20 protein-coding genes and 2 pseudogenes are annotated in these 20,541 nt (G+C 61.8%); 10 read left to right on the forward strand and 12 right to left on the reverse strand.

All coding sequences use genetic code 11. The annotated features are described in order from the left end of the window. Positions 1–197 precede the first annotated feature (197 nt). The 7 genes from TM49_RS07350 (at position 198) to TM49_RS07380 (ending at position 6,712) form a co-directional block, all read left to right on the forward strand. The gene (locus TM49_RS07350) at positions 198–1,007 is read left to right on the forward strand and encodes an alpha/beta fold hydrolase (RefSeq protein ID WP_045680246.1); all 810 of its coding nucleotides are present in this window, start codon (positions 198–200) and stop codon (positions 1,005–1,007) included. 37 nt (positions 1,008–1,044) lie between these two features. Then, a complete protein-coding gene (locus TM49_RS07355) occupies positions 1,045–1,374 on the forward strand; it encodes a hypothetical protein (protein ID WP_144409499.1) in 330 nt (109 codons plus the stop codon). A gap of 235 nt (positions 1,375–1,609) precedes the next feature. Continuing rightward, positions 1,610–3,205 (forward strand): GMC family oxidoreductase, encoded by a 1,596-nt coding sequence (locus TM49_RS07360; RefSeq protein ID WP_045680250.1) that lies wholly within the window; start codon positions 1,610–1,612, stop codon positions 3,203–3,205. A gap of 78 nt (positions 3,206–3,283) precedes the next feature. Next, positions 3,284–4,483 (forward strand): cytochrome P450, encoded by a 1,200-nt coding sequence (locus tag TM49_RS07365; RefSeq protein ID WP_052699745.1) that lies wholly within the window; start codon positions 3,284–3,286, stop codon positions 4,481–4,483. 7 nt (positions 4,484–4,490) lie between these two features. Then, entirely contained in the window at positions 4,491–5,594 is a 1,104-nt protein-coding gene (locus TM49_RS07370; protein WP_045680254.1) for an FAD-dependent monooxygenase, read from the forward strand. A gap of 97 nt (positions 5,595–5,691) precedes the next feature. Continuing rightward, positions 5,692–5,904, forward strand: a complete 213-nt coding sequence (locus TM49_RS07375) for a hypothetical protein (RefSeq protein ID WP_045680256.1) — start codon at positions 5,692–5,694, stop codon at positions 5,902–5,904. Between the two features lie 91 nt (positions 5,905–5,995). After that, a complete protein-coding gene (locus TM49_RS07380) occupies positions 5,996–6,712 on the forward strand; it encodes a response regulator (RefSeq protein WP_045684934.1) in 717 nt (238 codons plus the stop codon). 101 nt (positions 6,713–6,813) lie between these two features. Here the strand turns inward: TM49_RS07380 and TM49_RS07385 are convergent, their stop codons facing one another. The 4 genes from TM49_RS07385 to TM49_RS07400 all read right to left on the reverse strand — a co-directional run bounded on the left by TM49_RS07385 (position 6,814) and on the right by TM49_RS07400 (position 9,479). Continuing rightward, on the reverse strand, positions 6,814–7,596 hold the full coding sequence (locus TM49_RS07385) for an alpha/beta fold hydrolase (protein ID WP_045680258.1): 783 nt from the start codon (positions 7,594–7,596) through the stop codon (positions 6,814–6,816). Between the two features lie 224 nt (positions 7,597–7,820). Further along, positions 7,821–8,600 carry an SDR family oxidoreductase gene (locus TM49_RS07390; RefSeq protein ID WP_045680260.1) on the reverse strand — a complete coding sequence of 260 codons (780 nt, stop codon included), beginning with the start codon at positions 8,598–8,600 and terminating at the stop codon, positions 7,821–7,823. Continuing rightward, positions 8,597–8,926, reverse strand: a complete 330-nt coding sequence (locus TM49_RS07395) for a nuclear transport factor 2 family protein (protein ID WP_045680263.1) — start codon at positions 8,924–8,926, stop codon at positions 8,597–8,599. The genes TM49_RS07390 and TM49_RS07395 overlap by 4 nt, the downstream gene beginning before the upstream one ends. Positions 8,927–9,008: 82 nt before the next feature. Beyond that, positions 9,009–9,479, reverse strand: a complete 471-nt coding sequence (locus tag TM49_RS07400) for a hypothetical protein (RefSeq protein ID WP_045680265.1) — start codon at positions 9,477–9,479, stop codon at positions 9,009–9,011. Between the two features lie 97 nt (positions 9,480–9,576). Between TM49_RS07400 and TM49_RS07405 the strand changes: the two genes are divergently transcribed. After that, complete coding sequence (locus TM49_RS07405) at positions 9,577–10,485, forward strand: LysR family transcriptional regulator (RefSeq protein WP_045680267.1); 909 nt, start codon at positions 9,577–9,579, stop codon at positions 10,483–10,485. 45 nt (positions 10,486–10,530) lie between these two features. On the opposite strand, the gene TM49_RS07410 is transcribed toward TM49_RS07405, so the two are convergent. Continuing rightward, positions 10,531–10,953, reverse strand: a complete 423-nt coding sequence (locus tag TM49_RS07410) for an organic hydroperoxide resistance protein (RefSeq protein WP_045680268.1) — start codon at positions 10,951–10,953, stop codon at positions 10,531–10,533. 351 nt (positions 10,954–11,304) lie between these two features. Between TM49_RS07410 and TM49_RS07415 the strand changes: the two genes are divergently transcribed. Further along, positions 11,305–11,775, forward strand: a complete 471-nt coding sequence (locus TM49_RS07415) for a MarR family winged helix-turn-helix transcriptional regulator (RefSeq protein WP_045684936.1) — start codon at positions 11,305–11,307, stop codon at positions 11,773–11,775. Between the two features lie 206 nt (positions 11,776–11,981). Here TM49_RS07415 and TM49_RS07420 read toward each other — a convergent pair. Beyond that, positions 11,982–12,344 (reverse strand): annotated as a pseudogene (locus TM49_RS07420) (integrase core domain-containing protein); the annotation flags it as partial. 10 nt (positions 12,345–12,354) lie between these two features. On the opposite strand from TM49_RS07420, the pseudogene TM49_RS22955 reads away from it, so the two are divergent. Next, positions 12,355–12,537: pseudogene (locus TM49_RS22955) on the forward strand (IS481 family transposase); the annotation flags it as partial. Between the two features lie 19 nt (positions 12,538–12,556). Here the strand turns inward: TM49_RS22955 and TM49_RS07425 are convergent. The 6 genes from TM49_RS07425 to TM49_RS07450 all read right to left on the reverse strand — a co-directional run bounded on the left by TM49_RS07425 (position 12,557) and on the right by TM49_RS07450 (position 20,492). Next, positions 12,557–13,345, reverse strand: coding sequence for an ABC transporter ATP-binding protein (locus TM49_RS07425; protein ID WP_045680269.1), 789 nt, complete (start codon positions 13,343–13,345; stop codon positions 12,557–12,559). Next, a complete protein-coding gene (gene fhuF, locus TM49_RS22535) occupies positions 13,327–14,079 on the reverse strand; it encodes a siderophore-iron reductase FhuF (protein WP_052699746.1) in 753 nt (250 codons plus the stop codon). The genes TM49_RS07425 and fhuF overlap by 19 nt, the downstream gene beginning before the upstream one ends. Then, a complete protein-coding gene (gene fhuB, locus TM49_RS07435; protein WP_045680270.1) occupies positions 14,076–16,040 on the reverse strand; it encodes a Fe(3+)-hydroxamate ABC transporter permease FhuB in 1,965 nt (654 codons plus the stop codon). The genes fhuF and fhuB overlap by 4 nt, the downstream gene beginning before the upstream one ends. Continuing rightward, positions 16,037–16,915 (reverse strand): ABC transporter substrate-binding protein, encoded by an 879-nt coding sequence (locus tag TM49_RS07440; protein WP_052699747.1) that lies wholly within the window; start codon positions 16,913–16,915, stop codon positions 16,037–16,039. The genes fhuB and TM49_RS07440 overlap by 4 nt, the downstream gene beginning before the upstream one ends. Before the next feature lie 6 nt (positions 16,916–16,921). Next, a complete protein-coding gene (locus tag TM49_RS07445; protein WP_244464814.1) occupies positions 16,922–19,318 on the reverse strand; it encodes a TonB-dependent siderophore receptor in 2,397 nt (798 codons plus the stop codon). Between the two features lie 211 nt (positions 19,319–19,529). After that, a complete protein-coding gene (locus TM49_RS07450) occupies positions 19,530–20,492 on the reverse strand; it encodes a FecR family protein (protein WP_045680272.1) in 963 nt (320 codons plus the stop codon). Between the last annotated feature and the right edge of the window lie 49 nt (positions 20,493–20,541).

Genomic DNA, 20,541 nt, shown 5'->3' on the forward strand with positions numbered 1-20,541 from the left:
GCCGGCTCAAGTCTCCGGTACGTTCACGCGCGCATGCTCTCCCGTTTCAGGGATTATATCGACTGTGCCGTTTACCGGTACGCGTTTCGCCAACACGCACTGACGGTGGCCAGCGCGCCGGACATCCCGCCGCCTTTCAAGCAGCGCGTGAGCGCTCGCTGTGGCGGTTCCCTTTTCCCGATTTCAGGACCCTTCAGATGCAAACAATCAGTCAGGAAGTATGGACGTCTCATGCCCTCATGGCCGTTGAAATCACTCCGGGCGATGGCCCCGATGTCGTGTTCATCCATGGCAATTCCTCGTCGCGGCAGGTGTTTCATCGGCAGTTCAACAGTGAGGTCTTCAAGAATTACAGGTTGATCAGCTTTGACCTGCCCGGACATGGCCAATCAAGCGATGCTTTCGACAAGACCCGAACCTATCCGTTGCCCGGGCTGGCGGAAGCGGTGACCGAGCTTCTCGATCAGTTGCAGGTCAGCAGGCCGGTGCTCGTTGGCTGGTCGCTCGGCGGTCACGTCGCCATGGAGATGCTGTCAAAGTCCTACAATGCATCGGGACTTTTCATCACCGGCGCGCCGCCGGTCGGCCCCGAGATCTCCGAGGGCTTTCGCGGCAACCTGATGAGCGGGCTGGCCGGCAAGGGGCGCATGTCAGCCAAAGACGCGGCCAACTTTGTCCGCAATGTCTTCGCGACGGCGGCGGAGCCGTTTATGGAGCAGGCCGCCGCGCGAACCGACGAGGCGTTCCGCAGCACGCTCTTCTCCAGGTATCGCTTCGAGGAGAAAAGCAACCAGCGTGAGGTCGTCAGCCACACCGAGGTCATCACCGCCGTTGTCAATGGCCGTGACGACCGGATCGTGAACCTGGACTACATTGATGGCGTTCCGTTTTCCCGGCTCTGGGGCGGCACATGTTTTCGCGTTGCCGATGCGGGCCACGCGCCCTTCCTTCAGGCGCCGATCGCCTTCAACGGTTTGCTTTCCGCCTTTCTTGCAGATGTCGCCTAGGCGACGGCTCGCATGCGGTCAGCTCAAAGACGTGATCATGGAAGTTGACGAGCACTGGTGTCCAAAGGAGCGAGCTCGCGGTGACGCGAGGGACGACCATGTCGTTGTTTACCTGTCGACCCGACCCGCAGGGCCAGACGACCGTCGTTCCGGGGGCGAAACGGCGCGCGTCGTCCCTGACGGCGATGTGGGCAGGGTCTTGCGCCTCAAGGCGGTGGAGCTGGTTGCCGCTGCGCGAGAGCGTGAACCAGACTTGCTCCAGGCCGGCTTGGTTGCCCTCGTCGTCTTCGTATCGTTCCTGATCCTTCTCCGGATATTCGCCGGTATCTTCGGCGCGGCTATTATTCGCGCCGCTTTTCCTCTCTGAGGCAAGCAGCCGGATTCTGACGGCCTGTAACGTGATGCGCTGTGCCCCGGAGGCCTGGCTTGCTCACGGCTGTCACCCCTCATTTTCCTTAACGAACTTGCGTCTCTGAATAATCCGCGAGGAACGCTCACGACGACGTGAACTCGTAAAAATGATAAATTTGATAAAAACGTTGATATTTGATATTTTTGCAGATAACGATTTGATCGTCACCAATCTGCAAGAGGTAAGTCCCATGCGGCCCACTCCGCACGAAACAGATCATCATGAAGAAGACACCCCGTTTGCACGAGGTGGGGGAGAGTACGATTTCATCGTTTGCGGTGCTGGATCCAGCGGATCGGTCGTGGCCGCCCGGTTGGCCGAGCGCGGAGATGCCCGGGTCCTGCTGCTGGAGGCCGGCGGGGACGATGCGGTCGAGAGCGTTCGCGAGCCGGCGCAGTGGCCACTCAATCTCGGATCTTCGCGGGACTGGGGTTTTGTCGGGCAGCCTTCTTCCACCCTTGAAGGCCGCCAGCTGCCCCTCAGCATGGGGAAGGGGCTTGGGGGTGGCTCCAGCATCAACGTCATGGTCTGGGCTCGGGGGCACCGGGAAGACTGGAACCATTTTGCAGCCGAAGCCGGCGACGATGCCTGGGGTTACAAGTCGGTTCTGGACTACTACCGCCGTATCGAGGACTGGCGCGGCGCGCCCGATCCGAGCCGCCGCGGTGTGGGCGGCCCGGCGCATGTCGCCCAGCCCGACGCGCCGCAGCCTGTCGCCCATGCCATGCTCGCCTCGGCTTCGGCGCTCGGGATACCGGTCTTCGAGAGTCCGAATGGCGCGATGATGGAAAGCGATGGTGGCGCCGCGATTGCTGAGCTCCGGATCCTGAACGGCAAGCGCCAGTCGGTCTATCAGTCCTATGTTGCGCCGCTTACCGGCAGGCACAACCTGACCGTCGTCACCGGCGCGCTGGTGTCACGCCTCATCTTTGATGGCAAGCGGGTGGTTGGGGTCGATGTCCTCATCGACGGACGGCCAGCGCGGTTCAAGGCCCGCTTCGAGACCATCCTTTCGCTCGGGGCCGTGAATACGCCGAAAGTCCTGATGCAGTCCGGCATCGGCCCGGAGGATGAGCTTGCGACACACGCCATTCCGGTGGTCCAGCATCTGCCGGGCGTCGGGCGCAATCATCAGGATCATATCGCCTTCGGCTGCACATGGGCCTATCGCAAGCCCGAAGGCGTGGGCGGTGGCGGCTGTGAGGCAACGCTCTACTGGAAGAGCGATTCCAGGCTGGAAAAGCCCGATATCCTGCAATGCCAGCTCGAATTCCCAGTTCCCTCGCCAGCAGAGACGGGTCTTGCAACACCTGAGCATGGCTGGACCATGTTTGCGGGACTGGCACAGCCGAAAAGCCGGGGACGATTGAGGCTTTCCGGAGCGAATGTGCATGATGCCGTGCTGATCGAGCCGAATGCGCTGAGCGAACCGGAAGACATGGCGACGGCCATCACCGCCGTGGAGCTTTGCCGAGAAATCGGCAATGGTGTGGCGTTCGATCCGCTGGTGAGTGCCGAGACCGCGCCTGGCCTGCGTGACCGCAACGGCCTTGTCGATTTCATCCGCCGTTCCGCCGTCACCTACTGGCACCAGTCCTGCACGGCAAAGATGGGGCGAGACGGCATGTCGGTCGTGGATCACCAGCTCAAGGTCTATGGCGTCGAGGGCCTGCGTATCGCCGATGCCTCGATCATGCCGCGGATCACGACCGGCAACACCATGGCACCTTGCGTCGTCATCGGCGAAAGGGCGGCAGACATGATCCGCGCGGAACATCGGTTCTGACAGACCTTGGCGCAGCCGGCTTCCGCCGGGTGCGCCGCTCCAATCCTACATCCTGATCTTTTTCAGAAAGGAATGCCTATGTTCAGCAGCAGCATAAATGTGCCCGTCGTTGCCGCGTGCGACCTGGAGGCGGACGCTCATGAGACATTCGCCTGGTATCGCCGGTCGTTTCCCTTCATCGCGCTCGACACGGGCGGATATGTTGTGCTGCGGCACGGCGATGTCGCGCGGCTGATGCACGATCCGCGCCTGCAGGCGACCGAGATTGCGATGCCAGCGCAGGCCGGGATCACGCAGGGCGCACTCTTCGATATTTTCGCGCACGGTATGCTGACCGCCAATGGCGAGGCGCATGCGCGCCGTAGATCGGCCGTCTCAAGGGCGCTCGCAGGCCAGGTATCGGAGCAGTTCCGGCAGCATATGAGGCGGGCAGCGCAGGGACTGATCGAAGACTGCTACGCCAGGGGCCGGCTGGAGCTGGTATCCGGCTATGCCGAAAAGCTGCCGGTGATGGCCCTTGCCAGCCTCCTGGGCGTCGGCGATGCCGATCTCCTTGCCTTCATGCAGTACGTCTATGCCATGAACGCGTTCTTCCGGCCAAAGCCGACTGCGGACCAAGTTGCGGCGGCGGAAGCCGCTGGCTCGTGGATCAGGGATTATCTCGACGGGCTTCTTGCCGACGCGGAGCGTGGCCGATCGCACGGCTTTCTCGCCCGATACGCTGAATTTGCCGGTCAGGAGAGGCTGAGCCGGCTTGAGGCGCTGGTCCAGATCGTCCAGCTGATCATTGGCGGAACGGAATCCGTGCGAACCGCGCTGGTTGCCCAGATCGCGCACCTGATGACGAACCGTGACCAATGGCGGGCGGTCTGCGTCGACCCGACGCTTGTCGGAAAGGCCGTCTCGGAGGGCTTGCGTTTCGAACCCGGGATTGCGGGCGCCATCCGCGTTTCCGTCGCGGAAATCGAGATCGACGGCCTGACCCTGCCGGCAGGCCAGCTGGTCCTGCTGTCATCGCTGTCGGCGCTCAGGGATGAAACGGTCTTCGACCGGCCGAACGTATTCGACATATCGCGGCCAAATCTCGAATTGTCGCGCTTGGTGTTTGGCGGCGGGGCGCACAGATGCGTTGCAGACGTGATGGGACGGATCGAGCTCGAGGAAGCGCTCCTGGCGCTCGTCGAACGCCTTCCCTGGCTTCGCATCGATGGACTGCCGGCGTTTCATGGGCACATGTTCGTGAGATCGGTCGGCGAATGCTGGGTGTGTTGGGAGTGATGGCGCCATGCGTATCCTGATCGTCGGCGCTGGCATTGCGGGGCTCGCCGCCCGCCGGGCTTTGGTCCGGCGCGGTTTCTCAGTCAAAATTGTCGAACGCAACCCCTCCGCCGGTCTTGGCGGGGCGGGGCTCTTCCTGCCGGGCAATGGCGTCAGGGCACTTTGCCGCCTCGGCCTCGGCGCAGAGCTTTTCAGGTTGTCGCACGCCGTCAATGCCCAGCGCTTTCACGATGAGCGCGGGCGGCTGCTGACATCCGTTGACACCAATCGGTACTGGCGTGATGTCGCGCCATGCCGCGCAATCAGAAGGTCCGACCTCTGGCAGTTGCTCGATGACGGCATGGAGCCTGCCGAGTGCGGTCAGGTCATCGATCTCTCGAACACCGGCCTCGGATGCCGCGTTACTTATGCGGACGGTCGCACCGAGAATGTCGATCTGGTAATCGGCGCAGACGGCATTCATTCCTCGGTGCGGGCGCTCGCCTTTCCGCAGGCGCCGGATCCGGAATATGTTGGCAATGTCTGCTGGCGCTTCATCGTCCCCAAGACCTGCTCCGTCGATGAGTGGTCCGTGATGCTCGGCGAAGATCGCAGTCTTCTGGCGAAGCCGATTTCGAAGTCCGAACTCTATATCTACGCCGATATGTCCGCCGCCCGAACGGCGATTGGCAATTACTCCGATGAGACTCCGCTGCTGCCACTGTTCGGGAGCATTGCGGGCCCGCTGCGGCACGCGCTGGAGCTCTCCCGAGATACCGTCGTCCATTTCGCCGCGCTCGAGCGTCTGAAGCTGTCGCGGTGGGTGGAAAACCGCGTGGTCCTGATCGGTGACGCCGCGCATGCTTCTCCGCCCAGCATGGCCCAGGGGGCGTGCCTGGCAATCGAGGACGCCCTGGTGCTCGCCGATGAGCTTTCCGCCAGAGCGCGCGTGGATCTTGCCCTTTCCTTCTACGAGCAACGACAGAAGGTCAGGGCGGATTGGGTTCATAGGCAATGCGCCGCGCGCGACAAGATGCGTCGTCTGCCACCGGCCGTCAGAAATGCGCTTCTGCGGTTTGGCGGCGGAGCGATCTATCGCAGGAATTACAGCCTGCTGAGGAAGCCGCTCTGACCGGCGCGGTCTCGCCATCGGGATAGGGCCACCGCAGCCAGGAGGCATTGCGCACGGCGTCCGATCCCTCCCTTTCCGCCATCATGGATTTTCTGCCATGTTCCGAGTGATCGCGCAGGCCGTCAGCCTGATTTTCATCCCTTTTCGAAGGCTCGCCGAGATCGACTACCAACGCTTTGCTTCCGAGCTGTTTCTGGCTTTCGGGACCGTAGCGGCAGCATCCGTCCATCATTTTCCCGACCGCTTCTTGTCGAAGGACGATGTTCCGGAAGAACAGGGTTCGCCGGATGACGATGAGGCTCGGTCGTGATGTGCCGCACCACCGCAGCCTTGATCGACCCGGATCGTCGGCTTCCGGTCTCCGCACTGATCGGCCGGCATGCGCAGTGCGGACCGTTGTCGTGAAGCACGTTCTGGTCATCGATGACGATTCGGCCATTCGCGATCTGCTGACGGAATATCTTTCGCAGCATGCCCTCAGAGTAACTGGCCTCAGCGACAGTCATGGCCTGCAAAGGGTGTTGAGCACGGATGAGGTCGACCTCTTCATCATCGATCTCAACCTCGGGCGCGAAGATGGGCTGGACATCGTGAGACATCTATCAAGCACCTCGGATCGCCCGATCATCATCATCAGCGGCGACCGGCTGGAAGAGGCAGACAAGGTCATCGGCCTCGAGCTCGGTGCCGTCGACTATATCGCAAAGCCTTTCGGGATACGGGAATTGCTGGCGCGCGTGCGCGTATCGCTGCGCAGCCGGCCCGCATTGCAGACAGGAAAAGACAGGACCATCTTTCGTTTTGAAGGCTGGGAACTCGACGTCGGGCTTCGAAGGCTCGTCCACGGTGGCGTGGAGAGGAGGTTGACGGCCGCCGAGTTCAACCTGCTGACCGCCTTTCTTCGCGCCCCGCGACAGGTGCTTTCGCGCGAGCAGCTTCTATTGGCAAGCCGCGTGCACAACCAAGAGGTTTTTGACCGCAGTATCGACGTCCTTGTCCTGCGCCTGCGACGGAAACTGGAGGCCGACCCCGCCAGGCCGAGGCTGATCAGGACCGAGCGGGGAGTAGGTTATATGCTTGCGGCCGATGTCGAGGTCGTTCGTCGTCACAAGGTTTGATGATGGGGTATGAAAACCAACATCGCTGGCTATGAACGATGATCCCCGCAGGCGGAGCGGCAAGGCTCCAGACTGCGGGGAACGATGCGGGCGTCCAGTGCTCAGTTGCGGACGCCGTTTGCGGCTCGGTCAATGACCTCGGCGACGGCCTGCGGCTGGGTCATGAAGATCGAATGGCTTGCATCGACCGTGGTGATGTCGGCGCCGATGCGCTCGGCCATCGCTGGCAGCATGCCTTCGCCGAAAGCCTTGTCCTGCAGGCCGTAGATGGCCCAGCTCGGCTTGATACGCCATGCGGCATTTTCAAGCTTGGTTTCGAAGACGGACATGTTGATCGGAACCTGCGAATCCCGCATGAACGCGGCATCGGCTTCCGTGGTATCGCCGGCAAAGCCAGCCTTGAAATTCTCGCTCTTCACGAAGCCGAAGCCATCATCCTGGATGTCGAGCACGAATTCCGTGGCGGCGGGAAAGCCTTCATACTGCTGGCCGGTGCTCTCGCCGGCATCCGGTGAAAGGGCTGCGACATAAACGAGGCCGGTCACGTTCGGGTGGACGCCCGCCTCGGTTATGACGGTGCCGCCCCAGGAGTGGCCAACGAGAATGGTGGGGCCGTCCTGACGATCGAGAACCCGGTTTGTGGCGGCAACATCGTCGGCCAGCGAGGTCAGCGGGTTCTGCACGATGCTGACCTTGTAGCCGCGCTGGGTCAGGTCTTCGTAGACACCGCGCCAGCCTGAACCATCGGCGAATGCGCCGTGGACGAGAACGATGTTCTTGACCTGCTCCTGTGCCGAGGCTGTGCTCGAGGAAGCGATGGCAGCGCCGGTGATGGCGGCACCCGCTGCGGCGGCGGCGATGGACTTGCGAATGCGATTTGTCATTGTCTTTCTCCTTGTTTCCCGGCCTTGACCGGCTCGATTGAAGTGATGAACTGCGCGGCACCTGCTGAAGCGCCAATTATGTTATCGCAATAATGTTTATCGCAATAATTATTTGCTAACCCGGATTTCGTCGGTTGTCTACGTAATATTTATTGCGATAACGAAAACGTGTTCGACCGGGTCTCTCCTGCGATTGCTGGTGCTACGGCAGGAGAGGCCTGAAGTCAGGCCGTGGGCACCGTGCCGCCGTCGATCACGTATTCCGTGCCGGTGATGGTGCCCGCGCGATCTGACGCGATGAAAGCGATCAGACTTGCGATCTCTTCGGGTTTGGATGGCCGGCCGATGGGCACGCCGCCAAGCGAACGCATGATCATCTGCTTGCCTTCCTCCACATCGACGTGGTGTTCCGCAGCCAGACGCCTTGCGAGCTCGATCGCTGATTCCGTCTCGATCCAGCCGGGCGAGACCCGCGCGACGCGCACGCCTTTCGGCGAGACCTGTTTCGAAAGGCTCTTGCTATAGGTCGACAGCGCGGCCTTTGCGGCTGCATAGGCCGTCGTCGCCTCCGGCAGCGGCAATTGTCGCTGGATCGAAGTGACGTGTATCACCACGCCGGAGCCCTGCGCTTCCATCAGCGGAAGCAGCGCCCGGTCGAGGCGGACGGCGGCCATGAGATTGAGGTCGAGTTCGCGCCGCCACTCTTCATCGTCAAGCGCCAGGTAACCGCCGGCCGGAGCCGACGACCCGCCAAGCATGTGGACGATGATATCAACACTGCCGAGGCGCTCATGCACGGCCGCCGCCAGGGTCTTGCAGCCTTCCGGCCGCATGAGATCGGCGGCAACGAACTCGGCTTCCGGCATTTCCGGCGGCTTGTTGCGCGCTGTTGTCAGGACCCGCGCGCCCAGTTCCTTGAACAGGGCCACGGTGGCGGCTCCGGCACCACGCGTGCCGGAGGTGATGAGAGCCCGTTTCCCTTCCAGGGTAACGAATGCCGTCATGGGACAATCTCCAGTTCGGCAACCTTGTCGCCGCTGAGGACGAAGAAGTAGCGCAGATCGACCGGACTGCCGGGAAAATTGCCGACGAGGTGGCTGGTAATGACGATGCGCCCATCTTCTTCGGTCATCGAGAAAGGCTCGACGGTGTAGGTGTATTTCGTGGAGGCATTGGCCATCCACTGACGGATGGCATCGCGGCCCGTGTAGGTGTTGCCTTCATCGATGACGGTGGCGTCTTCCGTGAAGCATTCCGAAATCGCCTGCGCATTGCCCTTCTTGTCGGCCGAAAAATAGGTTTCGATGACCTTCGGTAGTTCGATACTCATGATGGTTCTCCTTTTACGTGGTTGGAGCGTCTTGCCGGGAGGCTTCTCCCGGCCGCACGTGGGTTGAAACAAAGGCGCAGGATCAGCGCCGGCTGCCGACGTCGCCGCTGGAGCTCTTGGTCCTGGCGGAAATCTGGGCCTTCGGTACGAAAGTGAGAGCGGCCACCGCGTCGACGGGGTCGGGATCGGCGAGTTCGCCGCGTCCCTCGAAAGAGGCATCGAGCAGGTTGCGAAGCGACCTGTTGGTCTCCATCGGCAGGAAGGAGATCATGCACACTTCTTCGAGCGAGGCGCTCTCCGCCACCTCGATGAGCTCTTCCTTCAGATCCTCGCGGGTGTAGCTGATGATGTAGTTGTAATCCTGATCGAGGGTGTAAAGCTTGGGCTCACGCATGCTCGCGGGCACGTCGCTGTCCTTGAAGTTCCAGAGGAACTTGGCTGGCCCACCAACCACCGGGCCGCCGAAGATCAATTGCTTGGCGATCAGCGCATCAAGGATGCGGTAAGCCTGCGCGGTTTGTTCGGCACTGATGAAAACCTGATAATACTGCATTTTTTCCACTCCGTTGCTGTTCGACCTCAATGTATGGCTTTGACGGCGTACGGATAAGCGGGATAAAGTGAGACGAGGAATTGCGGGTTTCGGGATAATGGCGATCTACAAGCTGAGTGATTTCGATGCTGTTCTGGCCGTCAGCCGCAGGGGCTCGTTTCGCGCCGCAGCCCTTGATCTCGGCATGTCGACGAGCGCGCTCAGCAACGCGATTGCAAAGCTGGAAGAGCAACTGGGCGTGCGCCTGTTCAACCGCACGACGCGCAGCGTTTCGCTGACGGATGCCGGGCGGAAGTTTGTCGATCAGATGAGCCCGGCGCTCAGGGACATGCACCAGGCGCTCGATACCGTGCGCTCGCAACAGGAGACGCCGACGGGCGTGTTGCGCGTCAATACCTTCGCGACCGCCGGCCGCGAGATCCTGTCGCCGCTGATCCTGGAATTCATGCGACGGTTTCCGGAAGTCCGGATCGATCTTGTAACCGAGGGCAATCTTGTCGACATCGTCGCCGACGGATTCGATTTCGGGGTGCGCAGCGAGCCGCTGGTGCCGACCGACATGATCGCCATTCCGCTTGGCCCGCCCCGGCGCTACGCGGTTGTCGGCGCGCCGGCCTATTTTGAGAGCCGCTCGCTGCCGCTGCATCCATCGGACCTGATGGCGCATGATTGCATCCGCACGCGGCTGCCCAACGGCGCCATGCTGCGCTGGCAGTTCGAATCTGAGGGGCAGCCGGTGCATGTCGATGTGCATGGCCCGATCACCCTGGATGAGGCCAGTCTCGCGCGGCTGGCGGTTCTGGAAGGGGTGGGGATCGGCTTTTTCATGGAATCGGATGTGCGCGAAGACATCGAGGCCGGCCGGCTGGTGCGGGTGCTCGACAAGTGGACGCCGCCACTTTCGCCGCTCTGCCTCTATTATCCGAGCCGGCGCAATCCGCCGGCGGCCTTCAAGGTGTTCGTCGATCTCGCGCGCGAACTGGCGCGTTCGGCGCGCGGCCGGTGATACTCCGGCCGCGCGCGGTTTTCTGTAGTGCTGGCCTGTTTCGCCTTAAACGACACTCAGGCGGACTTCCGCGCCGTCCCGCGTGAGGTGCGAATATGGGCAGGTAGCGTGCGCGTCTTCGACCAACTTGCGGGCTGTCACCTCATCGAGGCCAGGCAGTTTCGCCGTCAGGGCGATATCGAGGCCGAAGCCCTTCCCGTCGGCACGTGGACCGATGCCGACGGAAACCGTCACGCTGCTTTCTTCCATCAGCGCGAGCTTCTGGCGGCCGGCGATGAAACTGAGAGCGCTCAGGAAGCAGGCTGCATAGCCGCTGGCAAAAAGCTGCTCCGGGTTCGTGCCGGGGCCACCGGAACCGCCGAGTTCCTTTGGCGTGGCCAGCGAAAGGGTCAGGGATCCGTCATCCACGGTGGCTGTGCCGGTGCGGCCACCGGTGGCGGTGGCGCTGGTCTTGTAGAGAATGTTCATGGCTACCTCTCGATCTTCAACTGTTGATGGGGACGATCCTTTTCGTCGAAGATCGTTTTACCGGCAGCTCGTCGCTTCGATAATCAGGATAAACCGGCATGCGGTGTCTTGTTTTTCCGGACAATAGACGGGTGGCGATCTTTGCCGCGAGGGCGCTTCTGATCGGCAGCGCGCCATGAAATACCTTGCGCGGCGCCGGCATTCTTACATCTGCCCGTATCATCCAGGGATAATGGTTGTAAAACGTAAGTGTTATTGCGATATTTAAAAGGTGGGCAGACAGAGAGCCCGATTTGCGAGCAGCGCATGGTCGATGCGCCAACACGTCATCTGCCCTGCAAGGAGCCTGGAATGAATGCACCCAAGAGCAATCCGCCGGTGGCGCTGGACAAACAGGTCTGTTTCGCCGTCCACACCGCGAGCATGGCGATCCAGCGTCTCTACAAGCCTCTGCTTGATGAGCTTGAGCTGACCTATCCGCAATATCTGGTACTGAATGTGCTTTGGCTCGAAAGCCCGTTGACCGTCGGCGCCATTGCAAGCCGGCTGGCGCTGGAATCGAGCACAGTCACACCCCTGCTGAAGCGCCTTGAAGCCGCAGAACTCCTGCACCGGGTCCGCAATCCCGATAATGAGCGTCAGGTGCTGATCAAGTTGACCGACCGCGGCCGCGCCCTGCGGGGCCGGGCGGGCTGTCTCGGCGACGCTCTTCTCGAAGCCTCAGGAAAATCGGCTGAGGAACTGGCGCGGCTGAACAGCGAGATTACCGAACTGCGCAACCGGATCTATGAGCGGATCGGAACATGGGAGCAGAGGCTCTGAAACCGAGATGATGGAGGTGAGAAGCGTCGCAGATGGCCCCATGTCCCTCAAGGCGTTCACAGTCTCTTCCCTTCGGTAAGCAACTTTTCGCGAAACTCCACCATTGACCTGCACCCCTTGCGTCCCTCGTTCAATTTGAGAGTCTGCGGGTTAGTGCAGTGCGCCCATTTATTGGACCGCCGGATGTTAGATTTTTCCGGCTCTGATCACGATGGCGGGCTGGCAGCGCCACCGGGATTATGCAACGCGATCGGGACGTTGTATCCGATCGCCGAATGAGGACGATCCTCATTATAGTGCTTACGCCAATCCTCCAACTTTTCGCGCGCATCCGCAAGGGTCATGAACCAGTTCGCGTTCAGGCATTCCGAACGCAGCTTGCTGTTAAAGGCTTCGATGAAGCCGTTGTCAGTCGGTTTGCCAGGCCGCGAGAAGTCCAGCGTGACCTTTTTCACATAGGCCCAGAGATCGAGGTCACGGGAGATAAATTCGCTGCCATTGTCGACCCGTATCGTCTTCGGGTAGCCGCCTTTCCTGCAAATCCGTTCCAGCGTTTGCACCACATCCTGTATGCCACAAATACAAACGGCATTGCTCGAACGGGCCTACGCGCGCGTCGTCTATCCATCCTCAAAGCACCGAAAACAGCATCTGCCGAACTGAAATTGCATGGACAATCGGCACCGTACGCAAGACGGCATAAAGTCAAAAAAACCGATCAGTCGCCTTGGCCTTAACCGGGACAACCTTTTGAAGCTCCACACCTACATACACGAAAGCCTCAAACATGAGTCGCTATCGGCCAAGCGGCTCCGGGCAGTGTCGTGACTCGCATTTCGATGCCGTATATGCTTTGGAGAATTTCAGGCTGCAATATCTCGTCCGGCGTCCCCCTCACAAGAAGCCTGCCGCTGTGCAGCGCGATGATGTCGTCACAGAAGCGGGCCGCCATGTTGATGTCGTGGAGGACGACGATGACGCCGAGATCGTGGTTGCGGGCAAGATCGCCGACGAGTTTCAGAATTTCGATCTGATAGGCGATATCGAGGGCGGAAATCGGCTCGTCCAGAAGCAGGCATTGCGGCTTCTGGGCAACCAGCATGGCAAGCCATGCCCTCTGCCGCTCTCCGCCAGACAGCGTGTCGACCAGCCGGTCGGCCATGGCCGTCACCCGCGTCAGCGTCATCGCCTCGTCCACTGCGTCACGGTCGGCTCTTGAAAACCGGCCGAGCGCGCCGTGCCAGGGATAGCGCCCGAGCGCTACCAGATTGCGCACAGTCATGCCGGCGGCAGGCGGCGGGTTTTGCGGCAGATAGGCAAGCTGGCGGGCCAATGCCCGGTCCTTCAGTTTTTCAAGCGGTTCGCCATTGAGCTGGATCGCGCCGTCCAGCGGCGACAATTGCCGCGCCAGCAGTTTCAATAATGTCGATTTTCCCGAGCCGTTATGGCCGATCAGACCCGCCACCTGGCCCTTCAGCGAGAGATCGAGGGTCAGCGGTTGCAGGATCGTCTGGTCGCCAATGCCGAAAGACACGTCGCGGAGCGAAAACGTCAATTGGTCGTCATGCATGAAGCTTCTCTTATCTTACTGTCCGGGCAAAGCGTGCCGCAGCCTTCAATGCCGGGAACGCGATAGCGCAGGCAGCAGACCTTGCGGCGGCGGACTATCCGTCCCGCCTCTTCGATATAGTGGATCGCATCCTTCAATGGATTGGTCTTGTCGGTGCCAAGCTGCGGCCGCGCCAGAAAGGCCAGCGCGTCGGCCGCCGCCTGCCGGTCAACGGCCGGATGCCTTTCCATCTGGCGGATGGTCCATTCCAGATAATGCGCGGCATTGCCCCACAGTGCCTTTTCGGAAAGGCGGCTTGCCTGTTTCAGCCGTGCAATGGCGGGTTCGAGATGGGCGGAATAAAGAGTCGGCACGATGTCTTCCGCCTGCCCTTCAGTGAAGGTCAACTTGCCCTTCGGGGGACGAAGCGCCACCGGCTCGCCTATCGCATCGAGCACGAAGGCGGCCTCGTCCATGCCGATGCGCAAGGGACGCCCGGCAAGCAGGGACAGCGCGATATAGGGAATGATCGCCACCGCCAGATATTTCTGCGACCAGAGCGACAGCAGGAAGGCCTCCGGCGCCACGCCGTGATGACTACCGTGGCGCGCGAGAACGGCGGACAGGCGTTTTTCGTCCAGAAGCTCCGTGGCCGTTTCAGCCGGGCGCGGGTCGGGGTGAAGCGAGAGTTTGGCGCGCACCAGCGCAAGCGGGCCGTCAAGCATCGCCATCAGTCGGTCGGCATCGTCGCTCATGCCGGCCTCCGATAAAGCAGCCAGAGGAAATAGGGGCCGCCGACAAAGGCCGCCAGAACGCCCGCCGGGATTTCATAGGGAAAATCGACGCTGCGGCCGAGCCAGTCGGCTGTGACCATCAACAGCGCGCCGAGCATGACTGCGCAGAAGGCGCGCGCCAGCGGACGCCCCGGCACCAGCATCGCCGCCATATGCGGGGCCATCAGCCCGACGAAGCTGAGAGGCCCGACCACCAGCGTCGCGGCGGCCGTGAGAAAGGCGGAAAATGTCAGCATCACCGCGCGGGCCCGGCCCGGAGAGACGCCAAGCGCGCGGGCGCTTTCATTGCCGAGCGGCAGGATTTCCAGCCAGCGCGCAAACAGCGGCACAAACGGCAGCGACAACAGGGAGAGCACCAGCGCGATCAGCCCGGTGATCGCTGTCGCGCGGAATGTCGGGCCGACGCTCCAGGCGAGAATATAGGCCGCGCGCGGGTCGCCGCTGGCGAGAACCAGCGAGATCAGCGCCGCGGCAAATGTGCCGACGGCCACGCCCGCCAGCAACACCGGCCCCGGCGACCAGGCACAGGCGCGCGCGACGGCGAGAATGAAGGCAAAGGTTACCGCCGCCCCGGCCACGCCGCCAACCAGCATCACCGGCGGCGAGAACGACCCGGCCAGAAACACTGCGCCGATGAGGCCAAGCCCTGCACCGGCGCTGACGCCGAGGCTTTCCGGGCTGGCAAGCGGATTGCCGGTCATCGCCTGCATGACGACGCCCGCCAGCGCCAGCATGGCCCCAGCGCCAAAGGATGCGGCAATGCGCGGCCAGCGCCCGGCGGCCAGTTCGGAAACGGGGAGCCCATCGATGAAGATTGTCTCGCTCAGCGAAAAGGCGATAATGCCTGCAAGCACAAGCAGGTTGATGATCAGCACCACGGAAGCGGGAAACCGGCGGCTTTGCACGATCTGCGGCGCGCTGGCCTGCGGGGCGGCAGCGGGCAGTCGCTTCAGCAGGATGAGCAGCAGGACAGCACCGGAAATCGCCGTCAGCGTGCCTGTCGGCACCTCGCCGATAAAGCGCGCCATCGTCAGCACCGCGCCATCGGCAAAGGCCAGAAGCAGCGCGCCGAAAAGCGGCGCAAGCAGCAGACGCCGGGCAAAATGCTGCGCGCCGAAACGGCTGGCGAAATGCGGCGCGGCTAGTCCGACAAAGGCAATCACGCCGACGCGCGCCACCACGACGGCGGAGATGGCCGAGGCCAGCAACAGGGCGGCAAGGCGAATGGTCTTCACCGGCAGGCCGAGGCTTTTCGCGCTGGCATCGTCAAGCCCCGCAATCGTCAGCGGCCGCACCAGAAGCAGGACCAGCGGCACAAGAATGATGAGCCGGAGCGCCAATGCGGGAACGGCGGAAAAGTCGTTCTGTAACAGCGAGCCGCTGGCCCAGATGAAGACCGCGCGCAGATATTCATGATGAAACAGCGACAGCACGACAATGGTTGCGCCCGCGAGGAAGCTGATGACCATGCCCGCCAGCAACAGCGTGACCGGCGAGAAATTCCGGCTCGAAGCCAGCGCCACGACCAGCCCGAGGGCGGCAAACGCGCCGACAAGCGCGGCAAGTTCCCGCGCCCACAGGCCGCCGGCACCGGCTGATGCCAGCGAGACGATGATGATGGCCAGTTGCGCGCCGGAGAGAAGCCCGAGCGTTGCCGGTTCGGCCAGCGGGTTTTTCAGCACCTGCTGGAAGATCACCCCGGCAAGACCCAGCGCAGCGCCACAAATGAGCGCCACGAACAGCCGCGGAAACAGGCCGTAATGCAGATAGACCTCGCCGAAGATCTCCGGGTCGGGCGCCATCAGCGCCGACAGGAGCCGGCCCGGCGCGACATGTCCGGCATAGCCGAAGACTGTCAGCGCCAGCGCGAAAACGATCAGGATCGAAAGCGCGGCGACGGGTGCTAGGGCAGAATTTCTCATGCGGGCGTCAGTGCCTCCGTCAGAATACGGCCGAACCTCAGGGCCGATGGCAGGCCGCCGAACACCCAGGTCGGTGGAATGGTGAAGACCCGCCCGGCGCCGACGGAGGGTATCGTGTTCCACAGGCGGCTTTGCGCAAGGCTTGGCGGCGGGCCCGGTTCGATGATCACCAGCCGGGCATCGCGGTGGCGGGCAATGGCATCCAGGCCTGCGGTGGAGAAGCCCCAGCGATTGCCGACCTCCTGCCAGGCGTTCTCAAGCCCGAGCCGTTGCAGCACATCGTCGAACAGACTGCCTCGCCCGTAAATATCGACCAGTCTTTCACCGGCGAATTTGACGATCAGAACCGGCCTTCCGTCATCCCCTGCAAGCGTGTCGCGCATCTTTGAAAGGGCTTCGTCAAAGCGTGCGATATAAGCATCGCCCTCTGCCTTGCGGTCCAGCCGTTCGGCAATCGCGCTCATGCCGCTTTCGGCAAGGGCGAGCGGCGTTCTGTCCTCGGTGAAAAGCGGTAGCGCCATGGTCGGGGCGATGGTCTCGAGCCGGCTTTCAGGAACGCCGTAACCGGCCTGCGTGATGATGAGGCCGGGATGCAGCGATTTCAGCAGTTCCATATTCGGCCATGACCTGAGGCCGAGATCGATGGTGGTGGCCGGCAATGCGGGCGACACCACCCGTTCGTTGTAAAGCGGCGCCTCGGCGACGGCATAAGGTTCTGCACCTAGCGCCAGAACAGTTTCCGCCCAGGCCCAGTCGAGCACGGCAAGACGCGGCCCTTGCTGAGATGCAAAGGCCGCGTTTCCCATCAACAGGACCGGCAGTGACGCGGCAACGAATTGCCGCCGCGTCAGGGCATGTTTTGCAGATGATGGCATCAACGACTACCAGCGGTATTTCAGCGTGCCGTAGATCGTCCGCCCGTCGCCCCAATTGCAGCCCGTGGCCGCGATGCAGGTCGAGACATATTTCTTGTCAAACAGGTTGGAAACGTTGAGCGACCCCGTCAGTCCGTCATACTTCTGATCGATCGCCCCGAAATCATACCGGAGAGCGGCATCGAACAGCGTGTAGTCGGGAATGTCGTAGACATTGGCATTGTCGCCATAGGTTTGGCCCATGTAACGCGCGCCGCCGCCGAAGCTCAGGCCGCCCCAGGCGGTGTCGGACTGAACCGTATAGTCGAGCCACAGCGAGGCCTGATGGCGCGGCACGAAGGCCAGCCGGTTGCCAACATCGCTGAGGCCTGCGGCATCAGGATTATCCTCGGTGATCTTGCTGTCGGTATAGGCGTAGGAAGCGATAAGCGAGAGACCGTCGCTCAGCTCCGCCTTGCCCTCAACCTCGATGCCGCGCAGGCGCACTTCGCCGGTCTGGGTGTTGTAGTTGATATTGACCGGATCGGGCGTCAGCACGTCCTTCTGCGTCAATTGATAGGCCGAAACGCTGATCGAGATGTCCTCGGTAAACGGCATATAACGCAGGCCGACTTCGAACTGCTCGCCAGTGGTCGGGTCGAAGGGTTTGCCGTCCCGGTCGGTTCCGCTTTGCGGATTGAACGAGGTGGAGTAGCCTGCATAGGGGGAGATGCCATTGTCGAAATTATACACAAGGCCGGTCCGCCAGGTGAACTTTCCGTCGTTCTGGTCGATCGTTGCATCGCTGGTCGCAGTGCGGGTGTTTGTCTTGGTGTCAGCCCAGTCATACCGGCCGCCAAGCGTCCAGACGAAATTGTCCCACTCGATCTGGTCCTGAGCGTAAAGGCCAAGCTGCGAGCGCTCCTGATCGACCCACATGGCAGTGGGGGGACGGGAGATCGGCGTTGCGCCGTAGACGGGATCATAGGCGTCGAACGGCGTCGTTATGATCGTCAGCTGTGATTCTTCAAAATGGCTGGTCTCGTAGGAATAGTCGAGGCCAAGCAACAGCGAATGCTCGGTTTCGCCAAGCGCGAAGGTGCCGATCGCCTGATTGTCGATGGTGAACAGGTTTGATCGCTCCGGAAACGCCCAGGCATAACGGTAAAGGGCGGCGGGATCGCAAACCATGCCGGCAAGGCATACCGGCGCCACGCGCTGGGTGTCGGCGTTCACATAGGCGTAACGCAGGTTTTGCTTGACGGCCCAGGTGTCGTTGAACTCGTGGTCAAGCTCATAGCCGGCCCAGGTCTGCACCAGTTCGAACTTGTCGTAATCCGGCTCGCCGACAAAAGTGTTGCGCGGCAATTCCGGATAGACGTCGGTGTAGAGCGTACCATTGGCAGTCAGAGCCGGAAACCCGCCGCCGCCATTGGAATCGACCTTCTGATACTGGCCGTAAAGCGTAAGCGACGTCGCGTCATTGGGCGCGAAAGTCAGCGACGGCGCGAAGAACCCCTTCTTTTCATCCACGTAGTTATATTGCGTGTCGGAAATCCGCCCGAGCCCGGTCAGGCGGTACAGGATCGTACCTTCATCATTGAGACGTCCGCCGAAATCGAACGCGGTCTGGAAGCGGTCGTAACTGCCCGCCTGCAGTTCGACCTCGCGGATCTCCTCGTCGCGCGGGCGCTTGCTGACCATGTTGATCAGGCCACCCGGCAGGTTCTGGCCGTAGAGCACCGATGTCGGCCCCTTCAGCACCTCGGCGCTTTCCAGACCGTAGGGTTCGATTTTTGGCTGGGCGTAACCGCGCGCGCCGAACGGCAATCGCAGCCCGTCGAGATAGCGCCCCGGCCGGAACCCACGCACGGAGAACCAATCCACCCGCGCATCGGAATCACCATATTGCGCCACGACGCCAGGCGTATAACGCAGCGCCTGCACCACCGTTTCCGCGCCCTGAATATCCATCTGGTCGCGGGTCACGACATTGACGGCCTGCGGCGTGTCCTTGATCGGAAGGCCGGATTTCGCTCCGGTCCCGCTCGCTGTTGCGACGATGCCGACATTGCCCCCGGCACTGGTTGTCACATTGACTGGCTCCAGAAGCGTCAGGTCACCCGCATCACCGCCGCCAGCGCCAAAGGAAACTGGTTCGGGCGCCGAAATGGCCACGGTTCTGTTGTTGGTAAAGGTGTAGACCAGACCCGATCCCTGCAGGATCGCAACAAGCGCCTGTTGCGGGCTGGCGGTTCCGCTGAAGCCGGGAGAGGCTTTTCCGGCCACGACCGATGCAAGATAGGTCACCTGCAGGTCGGCCTGGCGACCGAACGTCGTCAGCGCCGCACTCAGCGATCCGTCCGGAATGGTAAAACCGGTTTGCGCCTGCACCTGCGCCGCGGCCGGGCTGGGCGCGCTCACATGCAGCAGACCACCTGCGGCCAAGACCAGAGCTACTGCTGCAGTTCCGTTCTTCAACCTGTTGAATGTCATATTTTTTTCGTTGATGCGCCCCATGCGTCAACCACTCCGTTGCATTGAATTTCGCGGCAACGGGCAGCGATCCGACCCATTGTCCTCAAAGCTAGTACAAACGGGCCGACAAAATATTCCCCGTTTACTCAACTTTTTTTCAGACAGGCGAAACGATGGTCAGAAGCGAGGAGATACGCCGAACCTTTGCATTGGCCGGATGGACTGCGGCTTCCAGCGCGCTGAAAGGCCTGTCGAGATCGAAAACGCCGCTGACATAACGGCTGCCGATAAAGGGATCGGCAATCACGATCCGCCCAGGTATCCAGCGCCCGATGCGCAGCGCCAGCGCCGAGACCGGTTCGTTTTCGGCAATGATGAGATTGTCGCGCCACGATCCGATCATGGCGCGCTCCCGTCTGCCGCGCCCGATGGCGCCGGAGGATGCGTCAAAACTGAGCCAGTCTCCCTGCCGGAGTTGTTCGTCATCGGAAAACTGCCGACGTTGGGAAGAGAGGTTTACTCGGCCGTCATCGACACCCACCGTCACATAGTCGCCATCGTTGCTGATATCAAAAGCGCCACTGGACGATGCGGCACGCAACGGCCCGGCCATGACGAACAGCGGTGCGCCCGGCAACGGCGCAACCCACAGGAAGGTCATGCCCGCCAGCAGCCTGATCGTCCGCTGCTGTTCGCCGAAATCCACGGCCAAAGCGCTTTGCGGACCGAGGATCGCGACGCTGCCGTCTGCCAATTCGATACGCCGGAACTCGCCCTTTCCCGTCAGATAGTCGGCACGGGCCTCAAGAAGAAGCCCGGGCCCGAACAGATAGGCCGTCGCCCCTGTCCCGACGGTCGCCGCCGCGCCGATCATGAAATTCCGCCGGGACGTTTGCAGGGCATCACGCCGTTCAATCCGCTTCTTTTCGGAAAGAATGCGCCCGGACGCCCCGTGAATTTTCGCGACACGGTTCCATATCCGCTCGTGCGCATCGCTCATCGCGCGCCATGCCACGATCCTGTCAATAATCCCGGCATTGTCCGGATCGCTCTGATGGCTGATCATCAGGTCGATGGCTTCGTCCAGCAGGCGCTCCTCATCCGGCGCGGCGTCGTTCATCTCATATCCCTCGGCGCGGCAACGGCCTGCGCATATTTCCTGCCTCTAG

Origin of the sequence: Martelella endophytica, assembly GCF_000960975.1 — a bacterium.
In the GTDB taxonomy this organism is placed as follows: domain Bacteria; phylum Pseudomonadota; class Alphaproteobacteria; order Rhizobiales; family Rhizobiaceae; genus Martelella; species Martelella endophytica.

Coding starts and splice junctions, on each gene's coding strand:
- TM49_RS07450 (WP_045680272.1), bottom strand. CDS start 20,492: ATGAACGACGCCGCGCCGGATGAGGAGCGCCTGCTGGACGAAGCCATC.
- TM49_RS07365 (WP_052699745.1), top strand. CDS start 3,284: ATGTTCAGCAGCAGCATAAATGTGCCCGTCGTTGCCGCGTGCGACCTG.
- TM49_RS07395 (WP_045680263.1), bottom strand. CDS start 8,926: ATGAGTATCGAACTACCGAAGGTCATCGAAACCTATTTTTCGGCCGAC.
- TM49_RS07385 (WP_045680258.1), bottom strand. CDS start 7,596: ATGACAAATCGCATTCGCAAGTCCATCGCCGCCGCCGCAGCGGGTGCC.
- TM49_RS07440 (WP_052699747.1), bottom strand. CDS start 16,915: ATGCCATCATCTGCAAAACATGCCCTGACGCGGCGGCAATTCGTTGCC.
- TM49_RS07405 (WP_045680267.1), top strand. CDS start 9,577: ATGGCGATCTACAAGCTGAGTGATTTCGATGCTGTTCTGGCCGTCAGC.
- TM49_RS07355 (WP_144409499.1), top strand. CDS start 1,045: ATGGAAGTTGACGAGCACTGGTGTCCAAAGGAGCGAGCTCGCGGTGAC.
- TM49_RS07360 (WP_045680250.1), top strand. CDS start 1,610: ATGCGGCCCACTCCGCACGAAACAGATCATCATGAAGAAGACACCCCG.
- TM49_RS07400 (WP_045680265.1), bottom strand. CDS start 9,479: ATGCAGTATTATCAGGTTTTCATCAGTGCCGAACAAACCGCGCAGGCT.
- TM49_RS07390 (WP_045680260.1), bottom strand. CDS start 8,600: ATGACGGCATTCGTTACCCTGGAAGGGAAACGGGCTCTCATCACCTCC.
- TM49_RS07410 (WP_045680268.1), bottom strand. CDS start 10,953: ATGAACATTCTCTACAAGACCAGCGCCACCGCCACCGGTGGCCGCACC.
- fhuF (WP_052699746.1), bottom strand. CDS start 14,079: ATGAGCGACGATGCCGACCGACTGATGGCGATGCTTGACGGCCCGCTT.
- TM49_RS07350 (WP_045680246.1), top strand. CDS start 198: ATGCAAACAATCAGTCAGGAAGTATGGACGTCTCATGCCCTCATGGCC.
- TM49_RS07375 (WP_045680256.1), top strand. CDS start 5,692: ATGTTCCGAGTGATCGCGCAGGCCGTCAGCCTGATTTTCATCCCTTTT.
- TM49_RS07425 (WP_045680269.1), bottom strand. CDS start 13,345: ATGCATGACGACCAATTGACGTTTTCGCTCCGCGACGTGTCTTTCGGC.
- fhuB (WP_045680270.1), bottom strand. CDS start 16,040: ATGAGAAATTCTGCCCTAGCACCCGTCGCCGCGCTTTCGATCCTGATC.
- TM49_RS07370 (WP_045680254.1), top strand. CDS start 4,491: ATGCGTATCCTGATCGTCGGCGCTGGCATTGCGGGGCTCGCCGCCCGC.
- TM49_RS07415 (WP_045684936.1), top strand. CDS start 11,305: ATGAATGCACCCAAGAGCAATCCGCCGGTGGCGCTGGACAAACAGGTC.